The organism is Lelliottia sp. (assembly GCF_045627565.1).
Lineage (GTDB): Bacteria > Pseudomonadota > Gammaproteobacteria > Enterobacterales > Enterobacteriaceae > Enterobacter.
This window is the reverse complement of sequence record NZ_JAZQNX010000039.1, coordinates 12,215-35,097: the sequence shown is the minus strand read 5'-3', so window position 1 is coordinate 35,097 and position 22,883 is coordinate 12,215. Positions and strand designations below refer to the sequence as shown.

Annotated in this window: 26 protein-coding genes; 17 read left to right on the top strand and 9 right to left on the bottom strand. The window is 53.7% G+C overall.

The annotated features are described in order from the left end of the window. The first annotated feature begins 7 nt into the window (after positions 1–7). Positions 8–742, top strand: coding sequence for a phosphoadenosine phosphosulfate reductase (gene cysH / locus ACKI5T_RS18385; protein WP_407439303.1), 735 nt, complete (start codon positions 8–10; stop codon positions 740–742). Positions 743–977: 235 nt separating this feature from the next. On the opposite strand, the gene ACKI5T_RS18380 is transcribed toward cysH, so the two are convergent. Next, the gene (locus ACKI5T_RS18380; protein WP_407439301.1) at positions 978–2,021 is read right to left on the bottom strand and encodes an aminopeptidase; all 1,044 of its coding nucleotides are present in this window, start codon (positions 2,019–2,021) and stop codon (positions 978–980) included. Between the two features lie 362 nt (positions 2,022–2,383). Here ACKI5T_RS18380 and cysD point away from each other — a divergent pair, with 362 nt between their 5' ends. The 12 genes from cysD to rpoS all read left to right on the top strand — a co-directional run bounded on the left by cysD (position 2,384) and on the right by rpoS (position 12,098). Further along, positions 2,384–3,292 carry a sulfate adenylyltransferase subunit CysD gene (gene cysD / locus ACKI5T_RS18375; RefSeq protein WP_015960216.1) on the top strand — a complete coding sequence of 303 codons (909 nt, stop codon included), beginning with the start codon at positions 2,384–2,386 and terminating at the stop codon, positions 3,290–3,292. Between the two features lie 9 nt (positions 3,293–3,301). Continuing rightward, positions 3,302–4,729, top strand: coding sequence for a sulfate adenylyltransferase subunit CysN (cysN, locus tag ACKI5T_RS18370; RefSeq protein WP_407439300.1), 1,428 nt, complete (start codon positions 3,302–3,304; stop codon positions 4,727–4,729). After that, positions 4,729–5,334, top strand: coding sequence for an adenylyl-sulfate kinase (gene cysC / locus ACKI5T_RS18365; RefSeq protein ID WP_407439298.1), 606 nt, complete (start codon positions 4,729–4,731; stop codon positions 5,332–5,334). Before cysN ends, cysC begins: the two co-directional genes overlap by 1 nt. Positions 5,335–5,385: 51 nt before the next feature. Next, on the top strand, positions 5,386–5,709 hold the full coding sequence (locus ACKI5T_RS18360) for a DUF3561 family protein (protein ID WP_015960213.1): 324 nt from the start codon (positions 5,386–5,388) through the stop codon (positions 5,707–5,709). 166 nt (positions 5,710–5,875) lie between these two features. Beyond that, positions 5,876–6,187, top strand: coding sequence for a cell division protein FtsB (gene ftsB / locus ACKI5T_RS18355; RefSeq protein ID WP_015960212.1), 312 nt, complete (start codon positions 5,876–5,878; stop codon positions 6,185–6,187). A gap of 19 nt (positions 6,188–6,206) precedes the next feature. Next, on the top strand, positions 6,207–6,917 hold the full coding sequence (gene ispD / locus ACKI5T_RS18350) for a 2-C-methyl-D-erythritol 4-phosphate cytidylyltransferase (protein WP_407439295.1): 711 nt from the start codon (positions 6,207–6,209) through the stop codon (positions 6,915–6,917). Beyond that, positions 6,917–7,396, top strand: a complete 480-nt coding sequence (ispF, locus tag ACKI5T_RS18345; protein ID WP_015960210.1) for a 2-C-methyl-D-erythritol 2,4-cyclodiphosphate synthase — start codon at positions 6,917–6,919, stop codon at positions 7,394–7,396. The genes ispD and ispF overlap by 1 nt, the downstream gene beginning before the upstream one ends. Continuing rightward, entirely contained in the window at positions 7,393–8,442 is a 1,050-nt protein-coding gene (truD, locus tag ACKI5T_RS18340) for a tRNA pseudouridine(13) synthase TruD (RefSeq protein ID WP_407439293.1), read from the top strand. Before ispF ends, truD begins: the two co-directional genes overlap by 4 nt. After that, the gene (gene surE, locus ACKI5T_RS18335) at positions 8,423–9,184 is read left to right on the top strand and encodes a 5'/3'-nucleotidase SurE (protein ID WP_015960208.1); all 762 of its coding nucleotides are present in this window, start codon (positions 8,423–8,425) and stop codon (positions 9,182–9,184) included. Before truD ends, surE begins: the two co-directional genes overlap by 20 nt. After that, positions 9,178–9,804: a protein-L-isoaspartate(D-aspartate) O-methyltransferase gene (locus tag ACKI5T_RS18330; RefSeq protein WP_015960207.1), complete on the top strand. Its 627-nt coding sequence runs from the start codon at positions 9,178–9,180 to the stop codon at positions 9,802–9,804. Before surE ends, ACKI5T_RS18330 begins: the two co-directional genes overlap by 7 nt. A gap of 116 nt (positions 9,805–9,920) precedes the next feature. Then, a complete protein-coding gene (gene nlpD, locus ACKI5T_RS18325) occupies positions 9,921–11,045 on the top strand; it encodes a murein hydrolase activator NlpD (RefSeq protein ID WP_407439291.1) in 1,125 nt (374 codons plus the stop codon). Between the two features lie 60 nt (positions 11,046–11,105). Beyond that, the gene (gene rpoS / locus ACKI5T_RS18320) at positions 11,106–12,098 is read left to right on the top strand and encodes an RNA polymerase sigma factor RpoS (RefSeq protein WP_015960205.1); all 993 of its coding nucleotides are present in this window, start codon (positions 11,106–11,108) and stop codon (positions 12,096–12,098) included. Positions 12,099–12,158: 60 nt separating this feature from the next. On the opposite strand, the gene ACKI5T_RS18315 is transcribed toward rpoS, so the two are convergent. Together ACKI5T_RS18315 and ACKI5T_RS18310 are read right to left on the bottom strand one after the other, a co-directional pair. Next, positions 12,159–12,311, bottom strand: a complete 153-nt coding sequence (locus ACKI5T_RS18315) for a hypothetical protein (RefSeq protein ID WP_407439289.1) — start codon at positions 12,309–12,311, stop codon at positions 12,159–12,161. 20 nt (positions 12,312–12,331) lie between these two features. Then, positions 12,332–12,739: a MarR family winged helix-turn-helix transcriptional regulator gene (locus ACKI5T_RS18310; RefSeq protein WP_407439288.1), complete on the bottom strand. Its 408-nt coding sequence runs from the start codon at positions 12,737–12,739 to the stop codon at positions 12,332–12,334. Between the two features lie 172 nt (positions 12,740–12,911). On the opposite strand from ACKI5T_RS18310, the gene ACKI5T_RS18305 reads away from it, so the two are divergent. Genes ACKI5T_RS18305 through ACKI5T_RS18295 form a run of 3 tightly spaced genes read left to right on the top strand, consistent with a single transcriptional unit; the run spans position 12,912 to position 15,178 of the window. Beyond that, a complete protein-coding gene (locus tag ACKI5T_RS18305) occupies positions 12,912–13,514 on the top strand; it encodes a non-oxidative hydroxyarylic acid decarboxylases subunit B (RefSeq protein ID WP_407439286.1) in 603 nt (200 codons plus the stop codon). Continuing rightward, positions 13,504–14,931, top strand: coding sequence for a non-oxidative hydroxyarylic acid decarboxylases subunit C (locus ACKI5T_RS18300; RefSeq protein WP_407439285.1), 1,428 nt, complete (start codon positions 13,504–13,506; stop codon positions 14,929–14,931). The genes ACKI5T_RS18305 and ACKI5T_RS18300 overlap by 11 nt, the downstream gene beginning before the upstream one ends. Positions 14,932–14,941: 10 nt before the next feature. Further along, complete coding sequence (locus ACKI5T_RS18295; protein WP_407439283.1) at positions 14,942–15,178, top strand: non-oxidative hydroxyarylic acid decarboxylases subunit D; 237 nt, start codon at positions 14,942–14,944, stop codon at positions 15,176–15,178. Positions 15,179–15,218: 40 nt separating this feature from the next. Here ACKI5T_RS18295 and mutS read toward each other — a convergent pair whose 3' ends face one another. Continuing rightward, positions 15,219–17,780 carry a DNA mismatch repair protein MutS gene (mutS, locus tag ACKI5T_RS18290; RefSeq protein WP_407439281.1) on the bottom strand — a complete coding sequence of 854 codons (2,562 nt, stop codon included), beginning with the start codon at positions 17,778–17,780 and terminating at the stop codon, positions 15,219–15,221. Between the two features lie 113 nt (positions 17,781–17,893). Further along, a complete protein-coding gene (locus tag ACKI5T_RS18285) occupies positions 17,894–18,124 on the bottom strand; it encodes a SymE family type I addiction module toxin (RefSeq protein WP_015960203.1) in 231 nt (76 codons plus the stop codon). A gap of 187 nt (positions 18,125–18,311) precedes the next feature. Between ACKI5T_RS18285 and ACKI5T_RS18280 the strand changes: the two genes are divergently transcribed. Further along, positions 18,312–18,662 carry a nitrous oxide-stimulated promoter family protein gene (locus ACKI5T_RS18280; RefSeq protein WP_407439280.1) on the top strand — a complete coding sequence of 117 codons (351 nt, stop codon included), beginning with the start codon at positions 18,312–18,314 and terminating at the stop codon, positions 18,660–18,662. On the opposite strand, the gene ACKI5T_RS18275 is transcribed toward ACKI5T_RS18280, so the two are convergent. The 4 genes from ACKI5T_RS18275 to ACKI5T_RS18260 are packed head-to-tail and all read right to left on the bottom strand — an operon-like array spanning position 18,659 to position 22,715. Continuing rightward, entirely contained in the window at positions 18,659–19,903 is a 1,245-nt protein-coding gene (locus tag ACKI5T_RS18275; protein ID WP_407439279.1) for an MDR family MFS transporter, read from the bottom strand. The genes ACKI5T_RS18280 and ACKI5T_RS18275 overlap by 4 nt on opposite strands. A gap of 15 nt (positions 19,904–19,918) precedes the next feature. Continuing rightward, on the bottom strand, positions 19,919–20,680 hold the full coding sequence (locus ACKI5T_RS18270; RefSeq protein WP_407439277.1) for an ABC transporter ATP-binding protein: 762 nt from the start codon (positions 20,678–20,680) through the stop codon (positions 19,919–19,921). Next, positions 20,680–21,717: a FecCD family ABC transporter permease gene (locus tag ACKI5T_RS18265; RefSeq protein ID WP_407439276.1), complete on the bottom strand. Its 1,038-nt coding sequence runs from the start codon at positions 21,715–21,717 to the stop codon at positions 20,680–20,682. Before ACKI5T_RS18265 ends, ACKI5T_RS18270 begins: the two co-directional genes overlap by 1 nt. Further along, entirely contained in the window at positions 21,717–22,715 is a 999-nt protein-coding gene (locus ACKI5T_RS18260) for an ABC transporter substrate-binding protein (RefSeq protein WP_407439274.1), read from the bottom strand. The genes ACKI5T_RS18265 and ACKI5T_RS18260 overlap by 1 nt, the downstream gene beginning before the upstream one ends. Between the last annotated feature and the right edge of the window lie 168 nt (positions 22,716–22,883).

The window sequence follows — 22,883 nt, the reverse complement described above, 5'->3', positions numbered from 1 at the left end:
GGTTGCTATGTCCTTACTCGATCTGAATGCCCTTAACGATTTACCGAAAGTGGAACGCATTCTGGCGTTGGCGGAAACCAATGCCAGACTGGAAAAACTGGATGCCGAAGGACGGGTGGCGTGGGCGCTGGAAAACCTGCCAGGCGAGTATGCGCTCTCATCAAGCTTTGGTATTCAGGCGGCGGTGAGTTTGCACCTGGTCAACACGATCCGCCCTGATATTCCGGTGATCCTCACGGATACGGGCTATCTGTTCCCGGAAACCTATCAGTTCATTGATGAGTTGGCGGACAAACTCAAGCTAAACCTCAAAGTTTATCGTGCAGAGCAGAGTGCGGCGTGGCAGGAAGCGCGATACGGCAAGCTGTGGGAGCAGGGTGTTGAGGGCATTGAGAAATACAATGACATCAACAAAGTCGAGCCGATGAACCGGGCGCTTGAAGAGCTGAATGTGAAAACGTGGTTTGCGGGTCTGCGTCGTGAGCAGTCCGGCAGTCGCGCCAGCTTGCCGGTGTTGGGCATTCAGCGCGGCGTGTTCAAAGTGCTGCCGATTATCGACTGGGATAATCGTACTGTTTATCAGTATCTGCAGAAGCACGGGCTGAAATACCATCCTCTGTGGGATCAGGGCTATCTGTCAGTGGGCGACACCCACACCACACGGAAATGGGAGCCGGGAATGGCGGAAGAAGAGACGCGATTCTTTGGGCTTAAGCGCGAATGCGGATTGCACGAGGGGTAATTTTTCCCTCACCCTAACCCTCTCCCAAAGGGAGAGGGAACTGTTCCGAGCGCTAATTTGTTCCCTCTCTGCCATTGGAAGAGGGAATCACCCGGAGCTGTTTTTTCGCCTCACCTGCCGGTTTAGCGAATCACCCGGAGCTGTTTTTTCGCCCTACCCGCAGTTGAGAGAATCGCAGCAGCTGTTTTCTCCCTCTCCCTGTGGGAGAGGGGCGGGGTGAGGGCATCAGACCGCACTACGCTTTATTCGCTTTTGCCAACTCTTTGACCAGCGGTAGCATCACTTTCACCACGTCGCGAGTGCGGCGCTCAATGCGTTGCGGGAGCGCCGTGTCAATGTGCTGCTGGTTGTCGAGTCGCACGTCATGCCAGCTCGTTCCGTCCGGGAATGCTTTCGATTTAGCCCGCTGCTGATACCCATCTTTGTTGCCTAAAGACCAGTTGGTCGCTTCGACATACAGCACCGGAATACCTGCTTTATCAAATATTTCACCGTCGGCACAACATCCCGCGCCTTTTGGATAATTCGGGTTGCGCCCTGGATTTATCGCCGCCTGAATGCCCTGACCCCGGGCAATCGCCAGTGCGCGGTCGCGCGTGAGCTTGCGTACTGAGTTTGGCGTCGTTTTGCCGCTGTTGAAATAGAGTTTGTCGCCCACGATCAGGTTATCGAGATTAATCACCAGCAGGGTATTTTTCTTTTCAGCCGTGCTCATGCGATTAAGCAGATTCTCCGCGCCGAGTTTGCCCTCTTCTTCACCGCTGGTGGCGACAAAGCGAATGCCGTATTTCGTCGGGGTATTTTTCAGACGTTCAGCCAGCTCAAGCATAACGCCCAAACCCGCTGCGTTATCGTCCATTCCCTGTAGCGTCAGGCCGCCGAGATTATGATCGGTATCCTCATCGCTCATCGGCGCGAAGGTATCCAGGTGCGCCATGATGATAATTTGCTGCGCCGTCTTACCTTCATGCGCAGCAATGACCGTACTGCCGGTCACGTTGTGCCAGTTTTTACTGTTGTTGCGCGAGGTATAAATGTATCGGCTGTGAAAGGCGCGAATATCGCTCTGGTAGCCCATGTCGGCAAACTGTTGGCGCAGATAATCAGCGGAGAGCATTTCTGCTGGCGTGCCGGTCATCCTTCCTGGAAAAACGGTGGCAATGTGGCGCGCCTGCGTTGAGGCGATTTCACCGAAAGAGTGAGCTGTTGCGTGAGCCGGAAGAATAAAGCAAACGCCGAACGCCAGGGCGGCGATACGGTGGCGCATTGCGGAAAACATAGTGAGTCCTTAAAAAACGGCGCTAATTTTAACTCGCCTAGTATGAAACTGTGATCGCGCTTACACAATTTCATTTGCTCTTAAACGCCCGAAATTCCGCGTGTTAAGCACTTTTTGATATTAGCTTTTCCAGGTCGTTATTCCATTGAGTAACTACTCATTCCAATTCGTAATTTCATTCACCCTGAGTCGCCCCCTATAGTCCCACTATTCCTGTTTGTGAGTGAGTTGTCACATCGCACCCTGTCTGTCCGCATCAAAGCCTGTCCGGAGCTTGCGACCGACACCGTCAATATCGTGAACATCTTGCCAAAAATGCCCCCATGCCCGCCCTGAATGTGGCGGGAGAATAAGGAACGGTTATGGACCAAAAACGACTTACCCACCTGCGGCAACTCGAAGCAGAAAGCATTCATATCATCCGAGAGGTGGCTGCCGAATTCTCCAATCCCGTGATGATGTATTCCATCGGGAAAGACTCCAGCGTGATGCTGCATTTGGCGCGTAAAGCGTTTTATCCGGGGACGCTACCGTTCCCGCTGCTGCATGTGGATACCGGCTGGAAATTCCGTGAGATGTACGAATTCCGCGACCGTACCGCGAAAGCTTATGGCTGCGAACTGCTGGTGCATAAAAACCCGGAAGGCGTGGCGATGGGCATCAACCCGTTTGTACACGGCAGCGGTAAGCATACCGACATCATGAAAACCGAAGGGCTAAAGCAGGCGCTGAACAAATACGGTTTTGATGCTGCGTTTGGCGGCGCGCGCCGCGACGAAGAGAAATCCCGCGCTAAAGAGCGTATTTATTCTTTCCGCGATCGCTTCCATCGTTGGGACCCGAAAAATCAGCGCCCTGAGCTGTGGCATAACTACAACGGTCAGATTAACAAAGGCGAAAGCATCCGTGTGTTCCCGCTGTCTAACTGGACCGAGCTGGATATCTGGCAGTACATCTATCTGGAAAATATCGACATCGTTCCGCTGTATCTGGCGGCAGAGCGTCCGGTGCTGGAGCGCGACGGCATGCTGATGATGATCGATGACGATCGGATTGATTTGCAGCCTGGCGAAGAGATCAAAAATCAGATGGTGCGTTTCCGTACTCTCGGCTGTTGGCCGCTGACCGGCGCGGTGGAATCAAACGCGCAAACGCTGCCGGAGATCATCGAAGAGATGTTGGTCTCCACCACCAGCGAGCGGCAGGGGCGCGTCATTGACCGCGATCAGGCCGGCTCAATGGAGCTGAAAAAACGCCAGGGTTATTTCTAAGGAGCCGCCATGAACACCACGATTGCACAACAAATTGCTGATGAGGGCGGCGTCGAAGCGTATCTGCACGCTCAGCAGCACAAAAGCCTGCTGCGTTTTCTGACCTGCGGCAGCGTCGATGACGGCAAAAGCACGCTGATTGGTCGTCTGCTGCATGACACCCGTCAGATTTACGAAGACCAACTCTCCTCGCTGCATAACGACAGCAAGCGTCACGGTACGCAGGGCGAAAAGCTCGACCTGGCCTTGCTGGTGGACGGCCTGCAGGCGGAACGCGAGCAGGGCATCACCATTGATGTGGCGTATCGTTATTTCTCCACTGAGAAGCGCAAATTTATCATTGCCGATACCCCAGGCCACGAACAGTACACCCGTAACATGGCGACCGGGGCCTCGACCTGTGAACTGGCAATTCTGCTGATGGATGCACGCAAAGGCGTGCTGGATCAAACGCGTCGCCACAGCTTTATCTCCACGCTGTTGGGGATCAAGCATCTGGTCGTTGCGGTCAATAAAATGGATCTGGTGAACTTCAGCGAAGACGCCTTCGAAGCGATCCGCCAAAGCTACCTAACGTTTGCCGGGCAGTTGCCAGGTCATCTGGATATTCGCTTTGTGCCGCTTTCGGCGCTGGAAGGGGATAACGTCGCTTCTCAGAGCGCCAATATGCCGTGGTACAGCGGCCCAACGCTGCTGGAAGTGCTCGAAACCGTCGAAATTCAGCGTGTGGTCGAAAACCAGCCGATGCGTTTCCCTGTGCAATATGTGAACCGTCCAAATCTTGATTTCAGGGGTTTCTCCGGCACGATCGCGTCGGGCACTGTGAAGGTCGGCCAGCGCGTTAAAGTCCTGCCGTCGGGCGTGGAATCGGCGATTACCCGTATTGTCACCTTTGACGGTGACTTGCAGGAAGCGGGCGCGGGTGAAGCGGTGACGCTGGTGCTGAAAGATGAGATTGATATCAGCCGTGGCGATCTGCTGCTGGATGCCGAGGAAAGTGTCCCTGCGGTGCAAAGCGCGTCGCTGGACGTGGTGTGGATGGCGGAGCAACCGCTGACCGCGGGCCAGAGCTACGACGTTAAAATCGCGGGCAAGAAAACACGAGCACGCGTAGACGGTATTCAATATCAGGTGGATATCAACAGTCTGGCGCAGCATAAAGCGGATGAGTTACCGCTGAACGGTATTGGGCTAGTGGATTTCACGTTTGACGAACCGCTGGTGCTCGATAAATACCAGCACAACCCGGTCACCGGTGGTCTGATCTTTATCGACAGACTGACCAACGTCACTGTGGGCGCAGGGCTGGTGAACGAACCGCATCTGCAGGCCAACGCGACGCCGTCAGAATTCAGCGCGTTTGAGCTGGAGCTGAATGCCCTGGTGCGTAAGCACTTCCCGCACTGGGGCGCACGCGATCTGCTGGGAGGCAAGTGATGGCTCAGCATGATGAGAACGTCGTCTGGCATCCTCATCCGGTGACTGTCGCTCAGCGCGAACAACTCCACGGTCACCGTGGGGTTGTGCTGTGGTTTACCGGGCTGTCTGGCTCCGGTAAATCGACGGTTGCGGGCGCGCTGGAAGAGGCCCTGCATCAGCAGGGCGTTAGCACCTATCTGCTGGACGGCGACAACGTGCGTCATGGCCTGTGCAGCGATTTGGGTTTTAGCGATGACGATCGCAAAGAGAATATTCGCCGCGTCGGTGAAGTGGCGAGCCTGATGGCCGATGCGGGGCTGGTGGTGCTCACGGCGTTTATCTCGCCGCATCGCGCAGAACGTCAAATGGTGCGCGAGCGCGTCGGACACGATCGTTTTATCGAAGTTTTCGTCGATACGCCGCTGGCGATCTGCGAAACGCGCGATCCGAAAGGGTTGTATAAAAAGGCGCGTGCCGGAGAACTGAAGAATTTCACGGGGATTGATGCGGTTTACGAAGCGCCTGAATCGGCAGAGATTCACCTGGATGGTCAACAATTGGTAACAAATTTAGTAAGCCAATTATTAGACCTGCTCCGCCAGGACGATATTATCAGATCCTGAGACGGTATCGGATAGTGAGCTATCCGATTGTCATCGGCCACAGGATTCGTTATGCGCAACAGTCAGAATTACATTATCAGCGGGTCGGAAACGCTATCGACCAATGACGAGACGACCTGGTCACTGCCTGGGGCCGTGGTCGGCTTCGTCTCGTGGTTGCTGGCGCTCGGCATTCCGTTCCTGATCTATGGCCGCAACACGCTGTTTTTCTTCCTCTACACCTGGCCGTTCTTTTTGGCGCTGATGCCCGTTGCGGTTGTGGTCGGCATTGCGCTGCACTCTCTGCTCAATGGCAAACTGCTTTACACCACTCTGATTACGATTGTGGCGGTTGTCGCCATCTTCGGTCTGCTGTTTTTATGGCTGATGGGTTAAGTTCAGCCATAATTCAAATCGTAACGAATAATGTGCCTTTGTTGTGCTTACGTATCCGTGGCAAAAATGTGGTACATTTGCCCGCGATGTTGCGGCATCTCCGTCGCCCCAGAGTAGAGTCAGGGGCAAAGTTGTGGGATGATGATGCCGTTTTTCAGGGGGCAGGATGGGTAAACTAACGCTGCTGTTGCTGGCCTTGCTGGTCTGGCTGCAGTATTCGCTGTGGTTCGGTAAGAATGGTCTTCATGACTACGGTCGCGTCAACGATGACGTGACGGCACAGCAGGCAACGAACGCAAAACTTAAAGCGCGAAACGATCAACTTTTTGCCGAAATTGATGACCTCAATGGCGGGCAAGAGGCGATTGAGGAACGTGCACGTAACGAACTCAGTATGACTAAACCGGACGAAACCTTTTATCGTCTGGTGCCGGATGCGTCTAAACGCAACCAGGGCTCAGCACAAAATAATCGATAATCAGGCCCAGGATTACGACATGGCAGTGACTTTTTCGGATGTATGCGCCGTGGTACCGGCCGCTGGCTTTGGTCGGCGCATGCAGACAGAGTGCCCTAAACAATACCTTTCAATCGGTGATAAAACGATCCTTGAGCATACCGTGGCGGCGCTGCTGGCGAATCCACGGGTGACGCGCGTCGTTATCGCTATCAGTCCGGGCGATGCCCGTTTTGCCGCGTTACCGCTGGCGAATCATCCGCAAATTACCGTCGTTGACGGTGGCACAGAGCGTGCCGACTCGGTGCTGGCAGGCATACGGGCGGCCGGGAATGCCGCGTGGGTGCTGGTTCACGATGCCGCGCGTCCGTGTTTACATCCGGACGATCTCGCACGTTTGCTGGCGATCAGCCAGACAAGCGCTGTGGGCGGTATTCTGGCCGCGCCGGTGCGCGACACCATGAAGCGTGCGGAACCGGGGCTGAATCACATTGCTCACACCGTTGAACGCGTTGATCTTTGGCACGCGCTGACGCCCCAATTTTTCCCTCGCGAACTGCTCCATGACTGCTTAACCCGTGCGCTCAATGAAGGCGCAACCATCACCGATGAAGCATCGGCGCTGGAATATTGTGGTTTCCATCCTGAGCTAGTAGAAGGACGCGCTGATAATATCAAAGTGACGCGCCCCGAAGATTTACAGCTCGCGGAATTTTATCTTACCCGTATGACCTATCAGGAGAACGCATAATGCGAATTGGACACGGTTTTGACGTACACGCCTTTGGCGGCGTTGGCCCGATTATCATTGGCGGCGTGCGCATTCCTTATGAAAAAGGGTTGCTTGCACACTCCGACGGCGATGTGGCGCTTCACGCCCTGACCGACGCCCTGCTGGGTGCTGCGGCGCTGGGCGATATCGGCAAGCTGTTCCCGGATACCGATCCGGCCTTTAAAGGGGCGGATAGCCGCGAACTGTTGCGCGAAGCCTGGCGACGTATTCAGGCGAAGGGCTACACGCTCGGCAATGTGGATGTGACCATTATTGCGCAGGCGCCAAAAATGCTGACGCATATCCCGCAGATGCGCGTGTTTATTGCTGAAGATCTGGGTTGTCATATGGACGACGTGAATGTTAAAGCGACCACCACTGAAAAACTTGGCTTTACCGGGCGCGGTGAAGGCATCGCCTGCGAAGCGGTTGCGCTGCTGGTGAAGGCGGCCAAATGACAGCGTTTGAGAATCTGACCTGGCTGCACGGAAAACCGCAGGGCGCTGGCCTGCTAAAAGCCAATCCCGAAGATTTCGTGGTGGTGGAAGATTTAGGTTTCGAGCCGGACGGCGAAGGCGAACACCTCCTCGTACGTATTTTGAAAAATGGCTGTAACACCCGTTTTGTCGCCGACGCGCTCGCGAAATTCCTTAAAATCCACGCCCGCGAAGTGAGTTTTGCCGGTCAGAAAGACAAACACGCCGTAACGGAACAGTGGCTTTGCGCCCGCGTTCCCGGCAACGTGATGCCTGATTTAAGTCAATTTGAGCTTGAAGGCTGTAAAGTGCTGGAATATGCCCGGCATAAGCGCAAGCTGCGTTTAGGCGCGCTCCAGGGCAATGCCTTCACTTTGATTCTGCGTGACGTGACAGATCGTGACGACGTCGAAAAACGCCTGGCCGCAATCGCGGAGCAGGGCGTGCCGAACTACTTCGGCGCACAGCGTTTCGGTATCGGCGGCAGTAATTTGCTGGGTGCGCTGCGCTGGGCGCAAAGCGATGCGCCGGTGCGTGACAGGAATAAGCGCAGTTTTTGGTTGTCTGCGGCCCGCAGTGCGTTGTTTAATCAGATTGTGAGTGAACGGCTGAAAAAACCGGACGCGAATCAAGTTGTTGTCGGCGATGCGCTACAATTAGCGGGACGCGGCAGTTGGTTTGTGGCCACGGCGGAAGAAATGACCGATGTGCAGACGCGCGTCGATAATAAAACGCTGATGATTACCGCCGCGATGCCCGGCTCGGGAGAGTGGGGCACGCAGGGCGATGCGCTCACGGCTGAACAGGCGGCGATTGCGGATGCGCCAGAATTACAATCATTGCTGATGCGGGAGAAAGTTGAGGCGGCGCGCCGTGCGATGCTGCTCTATCCGCAGAAGCTTAGCTGGAACTGGTGGGACGACGTGACCGTCGAGTTACGCTTCTGGCTACCGGCAGGTAGCTTCGCCACCAGCGTTGTCAGGGAACTTATCAACACCTCGGGTGATTATGCGAATATTGCTGAGTAACGATGATGGGATACATGCGCCGGGCATTCAGACGCTGGCGAAATACCTGCGCGAGTTTGCCGATGTGCAGGTTGTTGCTCCTGACCGTAACCGCAGCGGGGCGTCCAATTCATTGACGCTGGAATCGTCACTTCGTACGTTTGCGTTTGAGAATGGCGATATCGCCGTGCAGATGGGCACGCCGACCGATTGCGTGTTTTTGGGCGTCAATACGCTAATGCGTCCTGGGCCGGATGTGGTCGTGTCGGGGATTAACGCGGGGCCAAATCTGGGTGACGACGTTATTTACTCAGGGACTGTCGCCGCAGCGATGGAAGGCCGCCATTTGGGATTCCCTGCGCTGGCGGTTTCGCTGAATGGGCACCAGCACTACGATACGGCCGCAGCGGTAACCTGTTCGATTCTGCGTGCACTCAGCCGTGAACCGCTGCGCACCGGGCGTATTTTGAATATCAACGTTCCCGATCTGCCTCTTGACGAAATCAAAGGCATTCGCGTGACGCGCTGTGGCAGCCGACATCCTGCTGACCAGGTGATTCCGCAGCAGGATCCGCGCGGCAATACGCTTTACTGGATCGGTCCTCCTGGCGATAAATGTGACGCTGGCCCGGATACCGATTTTGCGGCTGTCGATGAAGGGTATGTGTCCGTCACGCCGTTGCACGTAGATTTAACGGCGTACAACGCGCAAGATGTGGTGTCAGGCTGGCTTGAACGTGCCGGGGTGAACACGCAATGGTAAGTCAACGTGTACAAGCACTTCTGAATCAATTGCGCACCCAGGGCATCGCCGACGAGCGTGTGCTGGAGGCTATCGCGCAGGTACCGCGCGAGAAATTTGTGGATGAGGCGTTTGAACACAAAGCGTGGGAAAACGTGGCCTTACCCATAGGACAAGGGCAGACAATCTCTCAGCCCTATATGGTCGCGCGCATGACGGAATTACTGGAGCTGACACCGGAGTCTCGCGTTCTCGAAATTGGAACGGGATCGGGCTATCAGACGGCGATTCTGGCGCATCTCGTTCATCATGTCTGTTCTGTTGAACGAATCAAAGGTTTGCAATGGCATGCGCGCCGTCGTCTTAAACAGCTTGATTTACATAATGTTTCAACACGTCACGGTGACGGATGGCTGGGGTGGCAGGCTCGCGCTCCGTTTGACGCTATTATCGTGACGGCAGCACCGCTTGAAATCCCCGCTGCGCTCTTGTCGCAGCTGGATAATGGCGGCATTCTCGTGTTACCCGTGGGCGATGAACATCAGCTGTTAAAGCGTGTTCGTCGGCGGGATGGCGAGTTTATCATCGATACTGTAGAAGCCGTGCGTTTTGTGCCTCTCGTGAAGGGAGAGCTGGCCTGAGACTCGGAATTTTCCAGGGTTTTTCAGGAAAATTCAGCGTATGGTGAGGCGCAAACCGTTTGTGCGATTACGGTTAATTTTAAGTCACTGGTAGTTAACACATTCCTGGGGGATAAATGAGCGCGGGAAGCCCAAAATTCACCATCAGCCGTGTTGCGGCATTGTCTCTGGTTTCGCTTTGGCTGGCGGGTTGTACGAATTCAAATAACGCCCCTGCTCCGGTGAGCTCTGTCGGTGGTAACAGCGGTTCCGGAAGTTCGTCCGGCGGAATGCTAATTACCCCTCCACCAAAAATGGGCACTGCAACAACACAACAAAATCCGCCAATTCAGCCGATGCAGCTTCCTGCTGCGCAGCCAACGCAGATTCAACCAGTGCAACAATCTGTGCAGACCGAGAATGGCCGCATAGTCTATAACCGTAAGTATGGGAACATTCCTAAAGGAAGCTATACCGGCGGCAGCACTTATACCGTTAAACGTGGAGATACGCTTTTCTATATCGCGTGGATCACCGGGAACGATTTCCGTGACCTGGCGCAGCGAAATAGCGTGCAGGCCCCGTATGGTCTGGAAGTTGGGCAAACGCTTCAGGTCGGTAATGCGACCGGTACGCCATTGACGCCGGGCAACTCTGTTTCCGCAGCGGATGTTACCGCTCAAAATAACAGCGTTAAACCTGCGCAAAATACAAGCGCAGTGGTTGCTTCGCAACCCACAATTACGTATTCTGAGGACTCAGGTGAACAGAGTGCTAACAAAATGTTGCCGAATAATAAGGCGTCTGCGACTGTCGTCACAGCACCGACTACGGCACCTGTGGTTAGCTCTACCGTACCGACTGCCAGCAGTATGACCTCCAGTGCGCCTATCTCCACCTGGCGCTGGCCAACTGACGGCAAAGTATTCGAGAACTTCTCTTCCTCCGAGGGGGGAAATAAAGGGATCGATATCGCAGGAACTAAGGGACAGGCTATCACCGCGACCGCAGATGGACGCGTTGTATATGCCGGTAACGCTCTGCGCGGTTACGGTAATCTTATTATCATAAAACATAACGATGATTACCTGAGTGCCTACGCCCATAACGATACAATGCTGGTCCGGGAGCAACAAGAAATCAAGGCGGGGCAAAAAATTGCTACCATGGGTAGCACCGGAACCAGTTCTACACGCTTGCATTTTGAAATTCGTTACAAGGGGAAATCCGTAAACCCGCTGCAGTATTTGCCGCAGCGATAATTTGACGGGGCATACCGCTTCAGGATGTCTCGTTCAGGGATCACGGGTAGGAGCCACCTTATGAGTCAGAATACGCTGAAAGTTCATGATTTAAATGAAGACGCGGAATTTGATGAGAACGGAACCGAGTCTTTTGATGAGAAAGTCTTAGTTGAAGAGGAACCCAGTGATAACGATTTAGCTGAAGAAGAGCTGTTATCGCAGGGCGCCACACAGCGTGTGCTTGACGCGACTCAGCTTTACCTTGGGGAGATTGGTTATTCCCCACTGCTAACAGCCGAAGAAGAAGTGTATTTCGCGCGTCGCGCACTGCGTGGAGATGTTGCCTCACGCCGTCGCATGATTGAAAGTAACTTGCGCCTGGTTGTGAAAATTGCCCGTCGTTATAGCAATCGTGGTCTGGCACTGCTGGATCTGATTGAAGAGGGTAACCTGGGCTTGATCCGCGCCGTTGAGAAGTTTGACCCTGAACGTGGGTTCCGGTTCTCAACTTACGCAACCTGGTGGATTCGTCAGACCATCGAACGGGCAATCATGAACCAAACCCGTACGATTCGTTTGCCGATTCACATCGTCAAAGAGTTGAACGTCTACCTGCGTACTGCGCGCGAGTTGTCCCATAAACTGGACCACGAGCCAAGTGCAGAAGAGATTGCCGAGCAACTCGATAAACCGGTTGATGACGTAAGCCGTATGCTGCGTCTCAATGAGCGCATTACCTCAGTCGACACCCCACTGGGTGGCGATTCCGAAAAAGCGCTGCTGGACATCCTGGCCGATGAAAAAGACAACGGCCCGGAAGACACCACGCAAGATGATGATATGAAACAAAGTATCGTCAAATGGCTGTTCGAACTGAACGCCAAACAGCGTGAAGTACTGGCACGTCGTTTCGGTCTGCTAGGGTATGAAGCTGCGACACTGGAAGATGTTGGCCGTGAGATTGGCCTGACGCGTGAACGTGTTCGTCAGATTCAGGTTGAAGGTTTGCGTCGCCTGCGTGAAATTCTGCAGGGGCAAGGACTGAACATCGAAGCGCTGTTCCGTGAGTAAGACACTTTTCATCAAAAAAAGGCCGGTCGAAAGACTGGCCTTTTTCTTTTATGCACTACGTCAGCGCTGCTTTGTGCGGTTGGCGCTACCTGATTTTACGCCATCCCGATTGAGCACCGTCGCTGACCAGCGCACCTTACTGGCATTTTCCAGCAGAGTCTTTGATTCGCGGTAGCCAATCACTGCACCGTGAATCCCGCTTTCCAACACCATTAATTTATTGGGCAGGAAAGCTAGCCTTGCATCATTTTTTTAATCAATTCAGCAAACTGTGTACGCTCATCCGCGCTAAGTTTGCCTAAAAAGGCTTCATCAACCTTGTTCCCTGTTGGTTTACAGCGTTCCAGTAAACTCTCACCCTCAGGCGTTAGAAAGACAAATCTTCTGCGTTTGTCCGCCGGATCGGCCTCTCGCTTAACCAGACCACGACCCTCCATACGGCTTAGCATCTCTGCCAGTGTAGCTTTGGTGCTGACAGCGACTTCAGTCAGCGCGACCTGCTCAATCCCTGGATGTTCGTCAATAGAACGCAGCACGGCATATTGTGGCTTTGTTAATTCCGGCAGAGCATTCTGCCAGTGCGCAGTATGTTGTTGAAAAAGCTGACGCAGCAGGTGGAACGCTTCTTGTCTCAGTTCCATGAACTCTCCAGGATAAAAATTCTTCCCCTATGATAGCCGCTATTGCGAATAAATTTAACGCGGCTTTCCCAGACAAATAATGTGATCGCATGCGAACGATCTTGTCAGACGCATTTATGAAGCGTATTTTAATTATAACGTTCGTATGCGAACAAATATATTGAGGCGATGAATGAGACTGATTGTTGGGATGACCGGGGCAACCGGTGCGCCGTTAGGTGTCGCTTTACTTCAGGCGCTGCGGGAAATGCCTGACGTCGAAACGCATCTGGTGATGTCGAAATGGGCCAAAACCACGATTGAACTGGAGACGCCCTATACCGCTCAGGAGGTCGCTTCTCTGGCTGATTTTACGCATAGCCCAGCCGACCAGGCTGCCACGATCTCATCCGGTTCGTTTCGTACCGACGGCATGATTGTTATCCCATGCAGTATGAAAACACTGGCTGGCATTCGCGTGGGCTATGCCGAAGGGTTGATAGGTCGCGCCGCAGACGTGGTGTTAAAAGAGGGGCGAAAGCTGGTTCTGGTTCCACGGGAAACGCCCCTCAGTACTATTCATTTGGAAAATATGTTGGCCCTTTCCCGCATGGGGGTGGCGATGGTGCCGCCAATGCCAGCGTATTACAACCATCCGCAGAGTGCCGATGACATCACTCAGCACATTGTGACTCGGGTACTCGATCAGTTTGGACTGGAACATAAAAGCGCGCGTCGCTGGAACGGTCTGCAAGCGGCAAAGCATTTTTCACAGGAGAATAAAGATGGCATTTGATGATTTGAGAAGCTTTTTGCAGGCGCTCGATGAGCAAGGGCAACTGCTGAAAATAGAGGAAGAGGTTAATGCAGAACCCGATCTCGCCGCGGCGGCCAATGCGACAGGACGCATTGGCGAAGGTGCACCCGCGCTATGGTTTGACAACATTCGTGGGTTTACCGATGCTCGCGTAACGATGAACACCATTGGTTCATGGCAAAACCACGCCATCTCTTTGGGGCTGCCGCCTAACACGCCAGTCAAAAATCAGATTGATGAGTTTATCCGTCGATGGGATAAATTCCCGGTGACACCAGAGCGCCGGGCGAATCCGGCCTGGGCTGAGAATACTGTCGATGGGGATGAGATTAACCTTTTTGATATTTTGCCACTGTTCCGTCTGAACGACGGCGATGGAGGTTTTTATCTCGATAAAGCCTGTGTGGTCTCACGCGATCCGCTCGATCCGGATCATTTCGGCAAGCAAAACGTGGGTATTTACCGCATGGAGGTGAAAGGTAAACGCAAGCTTGGCCTACAGCCTGTGCCAATGCACGATATCGCGCTGCATCTGCATAAAGCGGAAGAGCGCGGCGAAGATTTGCCGATTGCGATCACGCTCGGAAACGATCCTATTATCACCCTGATGGGGGCCACGCCCCTCAAATACGATCAGTCAGAATACGAAATGGCGGGCGCACTTCGTGAAAGTCCGTACCCCATTGCGACTGCACCGCTTACTGGTTTCGACGTCCCGTGGGGCTCAGAGGTCATTCTTGAAGGGGTTATTGAGAGTCGTAAGCGTGAAATTGAAGGGCCGTTTGGTGAATTCACCGGGCACTACTCCGGCGGGCGTAACATGACCGTCGTGCGTATTGATAAGGTCTCTTACCGCTCGAAACCTATTTTTGAATCGCTCTATCTCGGGATGCCGTGGACGGAGATTGACTACCTGATGGGCCCGGCGACTTGCGTGCCGCTGTACCAACAGCTGAAAGCAGAATTCCCGGAAGTACAGGCTGTGAATGCGATGTATACCCACGGGCTGCTGGCCATCATCTCTACCAAAAAACGCTACGGTGGTTTTGCTCGCGCGGTGGGGTTGCGTGCCATGACCACGCCGCACGGTTTGGGCTATGTGAAGATGGTGATCATGGTTGATGAAGATGTCGACCCGTTCAATCTTCCGCAGGTGATGTGGGCGCTTTCGTCAAAGGTCAATCCGGCAGGTGATCTGGTACAGCTACCGAATATGTCCGTGCTGGAACTCGATCCTGGCTCCAGCCCGGCGGGAATCACTGACAAAATGATTATCGATGCCACGACTCCGGTTGCGCCGGATAACCGTGGTCACTACAGCCAGCCGGTTCAGGATTTACCTGAAACCAAAGCCTGGGCTGAAAAACTGACTGCGATGCTGGCCGCACGCCAATAAGGAAGAAGAAATGATTTGTCCACGTTGTGCCGATGAACATATTGAAGTGATGGCGACGTCGCCGGTAAAAGATGTCTGGACGGTTTACCAGTGTCAGCAGTGTCTGTATACCTGGCGCGATACTGAACCGCTGCGCCGCATCAGCCGCGAACACTATCCTGAAGCGTTTCGTATGACGCAGAAAGATATTGATGACGCTCCGCAGGTCCCTGCTATACCGCCGCTACTGTCCGATTTTCATCGCTAATACAGCCCCTCTTCCCTTATCAGGAAGAGGGTTTTTTGGTTTACACCAGACTTTTCAAACGATAAATCCACTCCAGCGCCTGACGCGGTGTCAGGGAATCCGGATCGAGATTTTCGAGCGCTTCCATCGCAGGAGATGTCTCTTCCGCTGGCATCAGCAACGACATTTGCGAGCCATCCACCTGAGTCGCAGCCGCATTTGGCGATAAGCTTTCCAGTTCACGCAGTTTCTGACGTGCACGTTTAATCACTTCTTTTGGCACACCTGCCAGTGCAGCAACGGCAAGGCCGTAACTCTTGCTTGCAGCGCCATCCTGAACCGTATGCATGAACGCGATGGTGTCACCGTGCTCCAGCGCATCCAGATGCACGTTCGCCACACCTTCCATTTTCTCGGGTAGCTGCGTTAGCTCGAAATAATGCGTCGCAAAAAGGGTCAGCGCTTTGATCTTATTCGCCAGACTTTCGGCGCAAGCCCACGCCAGAGAAAGTCCATCATAGGTTGATGTCCCGCGACCAATCTCATCCATCAGCACCAGACTGTTTTCTGTCGCGTTATGCAGAATATTTGCTGTCTCAGTCATTTCGACCATAAACGTTGAGCGGCCGCTTGCCAGATCGTCCGCAGCACCCACGCGGGTGAAGATACGATCGATAGGACCGATTTCCACTTTCTGCGCGGGAACGTAGCTACCAATGTAGGCTAGCAGGGCAATCAAGGCAGTTTGTCGCATATACGTACTTTTACCGCCCATGTTCGGACCGGTAATAATCAGCATACGGCGTTGCGGAGAAAGATTGAGCGGGTTGGCAATAAAGGGTTCGCGTAATACCTGCTCGACAACGGGATGACGCCCCTCAGTAATACGAATGCCGGGTTTATCAATAAACGTCGGGCAGGCGTAATTTAGCGTGTCGGCGCGTTCTGCCAGGTTTATCAGTACATCCAGCTCAGCCAACGCACTTGCGCTCGCCTGTAAATCAGCAAGGTGCGGCATCAGCATATCGAACAGCTCTTCATAAAGCTGTTTTTCAAGCGCCAGCGCTTTCCCTTTGGAGGTGAGAACTTTGTCCTCATACTCTTTCAGTTCAGGAATGATGTAACGCTCGGCGTTCTTGAGGGTCTGCCGACGGACATAGTGAATGGGTGCATGGTGGCTCTGACCACGGCTGATTTGAATGTAATAGCCGTGGATGGCATTGTAGCCCACTTTCAACGTATCAAGCCCCAAACGCTCACGCTCGCGGATTTCCAGCTTATCGAGATAATCCGTTGCACCATCAGCCAGAGCACGCCATTCATCGAGTTCCTCGTGATAGCCAGGAGCAATGACGCCGCCATCGCGAACCAGAACCGGGGGAGCTTCCACGACCGCGCGTTCCAGTAATTCGCACAGCTCGGTGAATTCACCCATCGTTTCGCGCAGTTTTTGCACGGGAGCGCTGTTCACTTCAGCCAGCTGCGCACGTAACGTGGGAAGCTGCTGGAAGGCATGACGCATGCGGGCCAGATCGCGTGGGCGCGCGGTGCGCAACGCGAGACGGGCAAGAATACGTTCTAAATCGCCTACCTGGCGCAGAACAGGTTGGAGCTCTGTAAAGCGATCCTGTAACGCACCGATGGTTTGCTGGCGACTGACCAGCACATTTGTGTCACGCACGGGCATATGCAGCCAGCGCTTGAGCATCCGGCTTCCCATTGGTGTCACGGTACTGTCGAGCACGGCGGCGAGGGTGTTTTCCACGCCACCGGCGAGATTCTGCGTGATTTCGAGATTACGACGTGTGGCCGCATCCATGATGATGCTGTCCTGCTGGCGTTCCATCGTAATCGATCGGATATGGGGCAGGGTAGTGCGCTGCGTATCTTTTACGTACTGCAACAGACAGCCTGCGGCGCACAGACCACGCGGCGCATTCTCAACGCCAAAGCCAACCAGATCCCGCGTACCAAACTGCAGGTTTAACTGTTGGCGTGCGGTATCAATTTCAAATTCCCATAACGGACGGCGACGCAGGCCTCGACGGCCATCAATCAGTGCCATCTCCGCAAAATCTTCGGCGTACAGCAGTTCGGCTGGATTGGTGCGTTGTAATTCCGCCGCCATGGTTTCGCGATCGGCGGGTTCACTCAAGCGAAAACGACCGGAGCTGATATCCAGCGTGGCATAACCGTAGCCTTTGCTGTCCTGCCAGATCGCGGCGAGCAGGTTATCCTGACGCTCCTGCAACAGCGCTTCGTCACTGATAGTGCCGGGTGTGACGATGCGAACCACTTTGCGTTCCACTGGGCCTTTTGACGTGGCCGGATCGCCAATTTGTTCGCAAATTGCGACGGACTCACCTTGATTGACGAGCTTCGCCAGGTAGTTTTCTACAGCATGATGCGGAATACCCGCCATCGGAATCGGTTCACCCGCCGATGCGCCACGCTTAGTCAGCGAGATGTCGAGCAGCTGTGACGCGCGTTTTGCATCGTCATAGAAAAGCTCGTAAAAATCCCCCATACGATAAAAAAGCAGGATTTCAGGATGCTGAGCTTTGAGTTTCAGATACTGCTGCATCATTGGCGTATGCGCGGTCAAATTTTCGATTGTGCTCATGGAGTTAAGATATCCATTTCATTGAAAGTATTGCGTTTTGTGCGACCTGCTGGCCGTTAGTTACCTCTATTGTCGCATGAACAAATGACAGGGGGCAGCAAAATGTCGAGACTTTATGCTGTGTCTTCTTCCATCAACTCAATGAGTAATTTTCCGTGCTCGACTCTCACTCTGACCTGTGAATTTGTTTTAAACCCTGCTTTTTCGAGCCAGTCGCCTTTTAGGCTCAGTGCCGCGTGAACGCTGTAGCGCTTTGGAATTTTGGTATTACGATCTTCATGGCGCTTTCTGAAGTAGCCCACTTTGAGATGGCGTTGAGACGGGGTGATCGTGATATCTGACATACAGGCTCCATTAACAGCAGGCGAAAAGGGAATGAAAATACCTGTATAAAATGCCAGTAATTTTGTAAGGGCACAAATCTATAACTGGAAGCTGCCTTCAGAAAATGAAATGCAACAAATGAAATCAGGCTGAAAAGCTGAGTTTAAAGATGTATTATTTATGCACATTATTAACGGATAATCTGTCATGTCAGGAAAACGTATCTCTCGTGAAAAAGAGACGATCAGCAAAATGATCGCGCTCTACGAAACACAGTGCCCTCAGGCATCTCGCGACCCTGGGCATTATCAGGTTTTGAACGCGTATGCAGATAAACGGCTGGATAAATGCGTATTTGGAGAAGAGAAACCAGCCTGTAAGCAGTGTCCTGTCCACTGCTACCAACCTGCAAAACGTGAAGAGATGAAACAGGTTATGCACTGGGCCGGGCCACGCATGTTGTGGCGTCACCCGATCCTCACTATTCGTCATTTGATAGACGACCGCCGCCCGGTGCCGGAACTGCCCGAGAAATGCCGCCCCAAAAACAAGTCTTAAACTTTACGACCACGCGCCCCTTGCATCGGGCGACAAATGATCACCATCGCTATCGCGCTGCACAGCGGGAAAAAGGCTAACTGCAACCAGGGAAAAATCGCTTCTTTCGATGGCACTAAAGCATGATCGAGTTGACCGCCGAAAAGGAAATTCCCCGCCAGCACAGTGCAACCCCCGGCCGTTGCCAGTGCGCCATAATGTGCGCCAAGCGTTGTCTCATCAGCAAACCAGGGGATCAGATCTTTGGCGGCAGGCACCAGCAGCATCTGCCCCAGCGTTAACAGCGTGACAAAACAGGCGGACGGCGCAAGTCGGAGCCACCCCGCAGGCGGGACGGTTGCCGCGAAAAGGGCGACGCTGACAAAGGAGGCTGAGACGACGATGAACCCAAACGGAAGGATCCTGGTGGGGCCCACACGACGCGCAAAACGTGCCAGCGGCAGTTGAAAAGCAATAATCAATATTGAGGCCAGCATAAACAGCGGTCCCAGATCTTTTTCGCTCCCGCCTGCACGTTGAATTTCCACGGGCAGCGCCAGATAAAGTTGGTTGTAACTCAGTAACCATGAGCTGTAGGCGATAATGAAAGCGACAAATCGCGGCTGACGAAAGGTGGTCCACCAGGGTGTCATTTCAAGCGTCTGCTTTTTAGCTGGAGCTGAAGGCAACGCGAAAAACAGGACGATCAACGCCACGACAAAAACACCTGCACCAGCCAGTGCGACCTGGCGGAAACCAAGCCCTGTCATGAGTGCCCCGACAACCGGCCCAAGCACGGCCCCCAGTTCACCACACACGGCAAACAGGGCAAACCACTCCGCGCGACTGCGTTTGCCCCGCGCCTCGCTTTGTGTTCCGGCTTTCGCCAGCAATGCTTCAATGGAGGGGGAAAACAGCGCCCCGCCAATTCCGGTCAGACAGGCTCCCAATATAATCGGCCAAAGCGATTGCCCAAACGCCAGCAGCAAATAACCCGACACGCGAATAAGGCAGCCGGACAGGATCACGATACGTGCGCCAAATCGGTCTGAAAGCGCACCGCCGACGATAAACATCCCTTGCTGGGAAAAGGTCCGCAGCCCCAGGATCAGCCCAATCAGCCCGCCAGAGAGCATCATGTCTTCGCGCAAAAAGATCGCAAGAAAGGGAACGACGGCATAAAAACCGATGTTGAAAACAAACTGGCTGCCCAGTAAAACAGGCGGCCAGACTTTTGCTGGCCGAAAGAGAGATAAAGACATGCGGATTACCCGGCGTTAAGCGATGTAGTGGATGTGTTTTTTGCCATGAAACGGTGAAATTTCAATTTTCGTTTCGACCCGAAAGACATCCCACAACAGCGTTTCAGTCAGGATCTCATCGGGTGTGCCCGATGCAACAATTTCCCCATTTTGCATCACGATGAGTGCGTCGCAGAACATCGACGCATGGTTGAGATCGTGGATGGCCACAATGCTGGTGACGGGTAATTCGCTGATGAGTTTCATCAGCTGTATTTGATGATGAATATCCAGATGGTTCGTGGGTTCATCGAGCAGGATCTCAGTTGGCGTCTGCGCAAGCGCGCGGGCAATGTGCACGCGCTGGCGTTCACCGCCGGATAAACTTTGCCAGCCTTGCTCGCTCTTTTTGAGCATATCCACACGTTCCAGCGCAGCAGTGACGGTTTCATCGTCCTGCGCACCCCAGTTCGAAAAAGGCGAATGATGGGGGATTCGCCCGAGTTTCACTACGTCGCGAACGCGCATATTCGCTTCTGTCATGCCGTGCTGTTCAACAAAAGCCACCCGACGTGCCAGCTGTTTTTTAGCGATCTGGCTGATGTTTTTATCGTCCAGCGTGACACAGCCCGAATGGGGCCGACGCAAGCCTGCCAGAACGCGCAGCAAAGAGGATTTACCTGAACCGTTTGGCCCAAGTAGCCCAACCGTTTGCCCACGAGAAACCGTCAGTGAGACATTGTTGACGATAACTTTTTTACCCACCTTCCAGGTAATATTTTCGGCAGTGATGCTCATCACTTATTCCTTGAACGATAGATAATAAGGGCAAAGAACGGCACGCCAACCAGGGCGGTGACCACGCCGACCGGCAGGCTTTGCGGTGCAATCAGCAGACGAGACGCAATATCGGCAAGCACCATCAGGATGGCACCCGCCAGGGCACTGGCGATAAGCAGCGTGCGATGCAGCGGGCCAAAGAAATAGCGCATCACATGCGGAACGACCAGACCGACAAATCCAATAGAGCCCGCCATGCTGACAATGGTTGCGGTAATCAGCGCAGTGACGGTGAACAGAATCAAACGCACCCAAGGGACGGCGATCCCAAGGGACGCTGCGGCATCATCGCCAAACGTAAAGGCATCCAGCGCACGGGAATAGTAAAGGCAGATAGCCAGGCCGGTCAGTACCACAATCAGCACCAGCTGGAGCTCAGGCCATCTGACGCCGCTAAAACTGCCCAGCAGCCAGAACATCACATCACGGGCCTGCTGAGCGCTGGCGGAGGTACTGATGGTGTAGGCGGTGATGGCATTAAACAGCTGCGAGGCGGCAACACCCGCCAGGATAGTACGCTCGTTACCGCCACGCGCGCCATTCGTCAGGAACGCGACAAACACAAAGGCAGCAAAGGCACCGGCGAACGCACCTGCGGAGAGCGAAACGGCGCCCGTTCCGATACCTAATACCACAACAGACACTGCGCCCGTGGAGGCCCCCGCGGAGACCCCAAGAACATAGGGTTCTGCGAGCGCATTTTTCAACAGGCTCTGGAGTACCGCTCCGCAAATGGCCAGTCCCGCACCGCAGCAGGCCGCAACCAGCGCACGGCTCAGGCGGAAGTCCCAAATCACACTCTCAAAAATGCGATTCAGCGGCACATCGGTGAATCCCATTTTATTGCCGATCGCATAGAACACGGTTTGCAGCGGGATCGATAGCTCACCCACGCTGACGCCAATGGCGATCACCAGAATAAGCACGGCAATAGAAAGGATGCAGGAGGTGCCAAGAAACACCCCCTGCCGTGCCTGTTGAACGGCTGAACTCATTAGTTCAGCCCCATCTTTCTAAGCTGTTCGCCAACCTGTTCTGCGCCGTAAATGGTGCGGATAGTGGGGTTCATGGCCTGACCGTCCATCACCACGATATGGCCTTTTTTGACGGCATCAAGCTGACTGACAGCCGGATCGCTTTTCAGGAATTTGATTTTTTCTTCCGCGTTATCCAGAACCCAACGGTTACGATCGAGGTTTGAGACGACGATGACGTCAGGGTTTGCTGCGATGATGCTTTCCCAGCCCACGGTTGGCCATTCGGTTTCAGAGGTAATGGCGTTGTGTCCGCCCAGCACATTCGCGATAAAGCCGGATGCGCCATTTTTGCCGCCCACGTAGGCGTCTGCAGAAGGGGAGGCGCTGGAGAACCAGAAGACAAATGAAAGGTCTTTTTTGTTTTTACCAAATTCGGCACGCAGATCGGCTTCGCGTTTTTTGAAATCGGCAAATACCGCCTGACCGCGCGCTTCAACGTTGAAAATTTTAGCGAAATCTTCAATTTCCTGGTACAGGAACGTCATGTCCCAGAGTTTTTGACGACTACCGTACATGTCACCCACGTCCTTTTTGGTGGCGCACATGCCGGGTGAAACATAGCTATTAACGCCAACGGTCGCGAGATCTTCTCGTTTCGCCACTTTGCTTTCAGGGCCCAGCAATAACGGCAACTGTGCCGGAACAAAATCAGGATTCTGGGCGAGAACAGACTCAAGTGTCGGGATTTCGACCGTCAGCAGTTTGATTTTGGCATTTTTCTCTGCCAGTTCCGGCAGCACTTTGGTTGGCCAAAAAGCGCTGGCAGCGATCTTATCCTGCAGGCCCAACAGCAGCAAAATTTCGACGGTATTCTGACCCAGCGCGACAACGCGCTCAGGGGCTTTGGTGAAGGTTTGGGTGTACCCGCAATTCTCAATAGTCAGAGGATAAGTGGTTGCATATGCACAGCTAACCGAAGCGAATACCAGGCCTAAGGCGCTGAGGACCTTTTTCATAAAACGCTATCCTTCATCAATTGATTGTTTATTAGCAGGTCAGGGGATTTTAATGATAATGAAACTCATTTTAACGGGTGGGATTTATACAATTTAAAATATATCGTGTCAATCACTGATAATAACGTGTTGTTATTAATTAGGAATTATGATGGCTGGAGAAATGAA

Excerpts from the sequence above, each read along its gene's own strand:
- cysH (WP_407439303.1), top strand. The coding sequence starts at position 8 with ATGTCCTTACTCGATCTGAATGCCCTTAACGATTTACCGAAAGTGGAA.
- ACKI5T_RS18380 (WP_407439301.1), bottom strand. The coding sequence starts at position 2,021 with ATGTTTTCCGCAATGCGCCACCGTATCGCCGCCCTGGCGTTCGGCGTT.
- cysD (WP_015960216.1), top strand. The coding sequence starts at position 2,384 with ATGGACCAAAAACGACTTACCCACCTGCGGCAACTCGAAGCAGAAAGC.
- cysN (WP_407439300.1), top strand. The coding sequence starts at position 3,302 with ATGAACACCACGATTGCACAACAAATTGCTGATGAGGGCGGCGTCGAA.
- cysC (WP_407439298.1), top strand. The coding sequence starts at position 4,729 with ATGGCTCAGCATGATGAGAACGTCGTCTGGCATCCTCATCCGGTGACT.
- ACKI5T_RS18360 (WP_015960213.1), top strand. The coding sequence starts at position 5,386 with ATGCGCAACAGTCAGAATTACATTATCAGCGGGTCGGAAACGCTATCG.
- ftsB (WP_015960212.1), top strand. The coding sequence starts at position 5,876 with ATGGGTAAACTAACGCTGCTGTTGCTGGCCTTGCTGGTCTGGCTGCAG.
- ispD (WP_407439295.1), top strand. The coding sequence starts at position 6,207 with ATGGCAGTGACTTTTTCGGATGTATGCGCCGTGGTACCGGCCGCTGGC.
- ispF (WP_015960210.1), top strand. The coding sequence starts at position 6,917 with ATGCGAATTGGACACGGTTTTGACGTACACGCCTTTGGCGGCGTTGGC.
- truD (WP_407439293.1), top strand. The coding sequence starts at position 7,393 with ATGACAGCGTTTGAGAATCTGACCTGGCTGCACGGAAAACCGCAGGGC.
- surE (WP_015960208.1), top strand. The coding sequence starts at position 8,423 with ATGCGAATATTGCTGAGTAACGATGATGGGATACATGCGCCGGGCATT.
- ACKI5T_RS18330 (WP_015960207.1), top strand. The coding sequence starts at position 9,178 with ATGGTAAGTCAACGTGTACAAGCACTTCTGAATCAATTGCGCACCCAG.
- nlpD (WP_407439291.1), top strand. The coding sequence starts at position 9,921 with ATGAGCGCGGGAAGCCCAAAATTCACCATCAGCCGTGTTGCGGCATTG.
- rpoS (WP_015960205.1), top strand. The coding sequence starts at position 11,106 with ATGAGTCAGAATACGCTGAAAGTTCATGATTTAAATGAAGACGCGGAA.
- ACKI5T_RS18315 (WP_407439289.1), bottom strand. The coding sequence starts at position 12,311 with ATGGTGTTGGAAAGCGGGATTCACGGTGCAGTGATTGGCTACCGCGAA.
- ACKI5T_RS18310 (WP_407439288.1), bottom strand. The coding sequence starts at position 12,739 with ATGGAACTGAGACAAGAAGCGTTCCACCTGCTGCGTCAGCTTTTTCAA.
- ACKI5T_RS18305 (WP_407439286.1), top strand. The coding sequence starts at position 12,912 with ATGAGACTGATTGTTGGGATGACCGGGGCAACCGGTGCGCCGTTAGGT.
- ACKI5T_RS18300 (WP_407439285.1), top strand. The coding sequence starts at position 13,504 with ATGGCATTTGATGATTTGAGAAGCTTTTTGCAGGCGCTCGATGAGCAA.
- ACKI5T_RS18295 (WP_407439283.1), top strand. The coding sequence starts at position 14,942 with ATGATTTGTCCACGTTGTGCCGATGAACATATTGAAGTGATGGCGACG.
- mutS (WP_407439281.1), bottom strand. The coding sequence starts at position 17,780 with ATGAGCACAATCGAAAATTTGACCGCGCATACGCCAATGATGCAGCAG.
- ACKI5T_RS18285 (WP_015960203.1), bottom strand. The coding sequence starts at position 18,124 with ATGTCAGATATCACGATCACCCCGTCTCAACGCCATCTCAAAGTGGGC.
- ACKI5T_RS18280 (WP_407439280.1), top strand. The coding sequence starts at position 18,312 with ATGTCAGGAAAACGTATCTCTCGTGAAAAAGAGACGATCAGCAAAATG.
- ACKI5T_RS18275 (WP_407439279.1), bottom strand. The coding sequence starts at position 19,903 with ATGTCTTTATCTCTCTTTCGGCCAGCAAAAGTCTGGCCGCCTGTTTTA.
- ACKI5T_RS18270 (WP_407439277.1), bottom strand. The coding sequence starts at position 20,680 with ATGAGCATCACTGCCGAAAATATTACCTGGAAGGTGGGTAAAAAAGTT.
- ACKI5T_RS18265 (WP_407439276.1), bottom strand. The coding sequence starts at position 21,717 with ATGAGTTCAGCCGTTCAACAGGCACGGCAGGGGGTGTTTCTTGGCACC.
- ACKI5T_RS18260 (WP_407439274.1), bottom strand. The coding sequence starts at position 22,715 with ATGAAAAAGGTCCTCAGCGCCTTAGGCCTGGTATTCGCTTCGGTTAGC.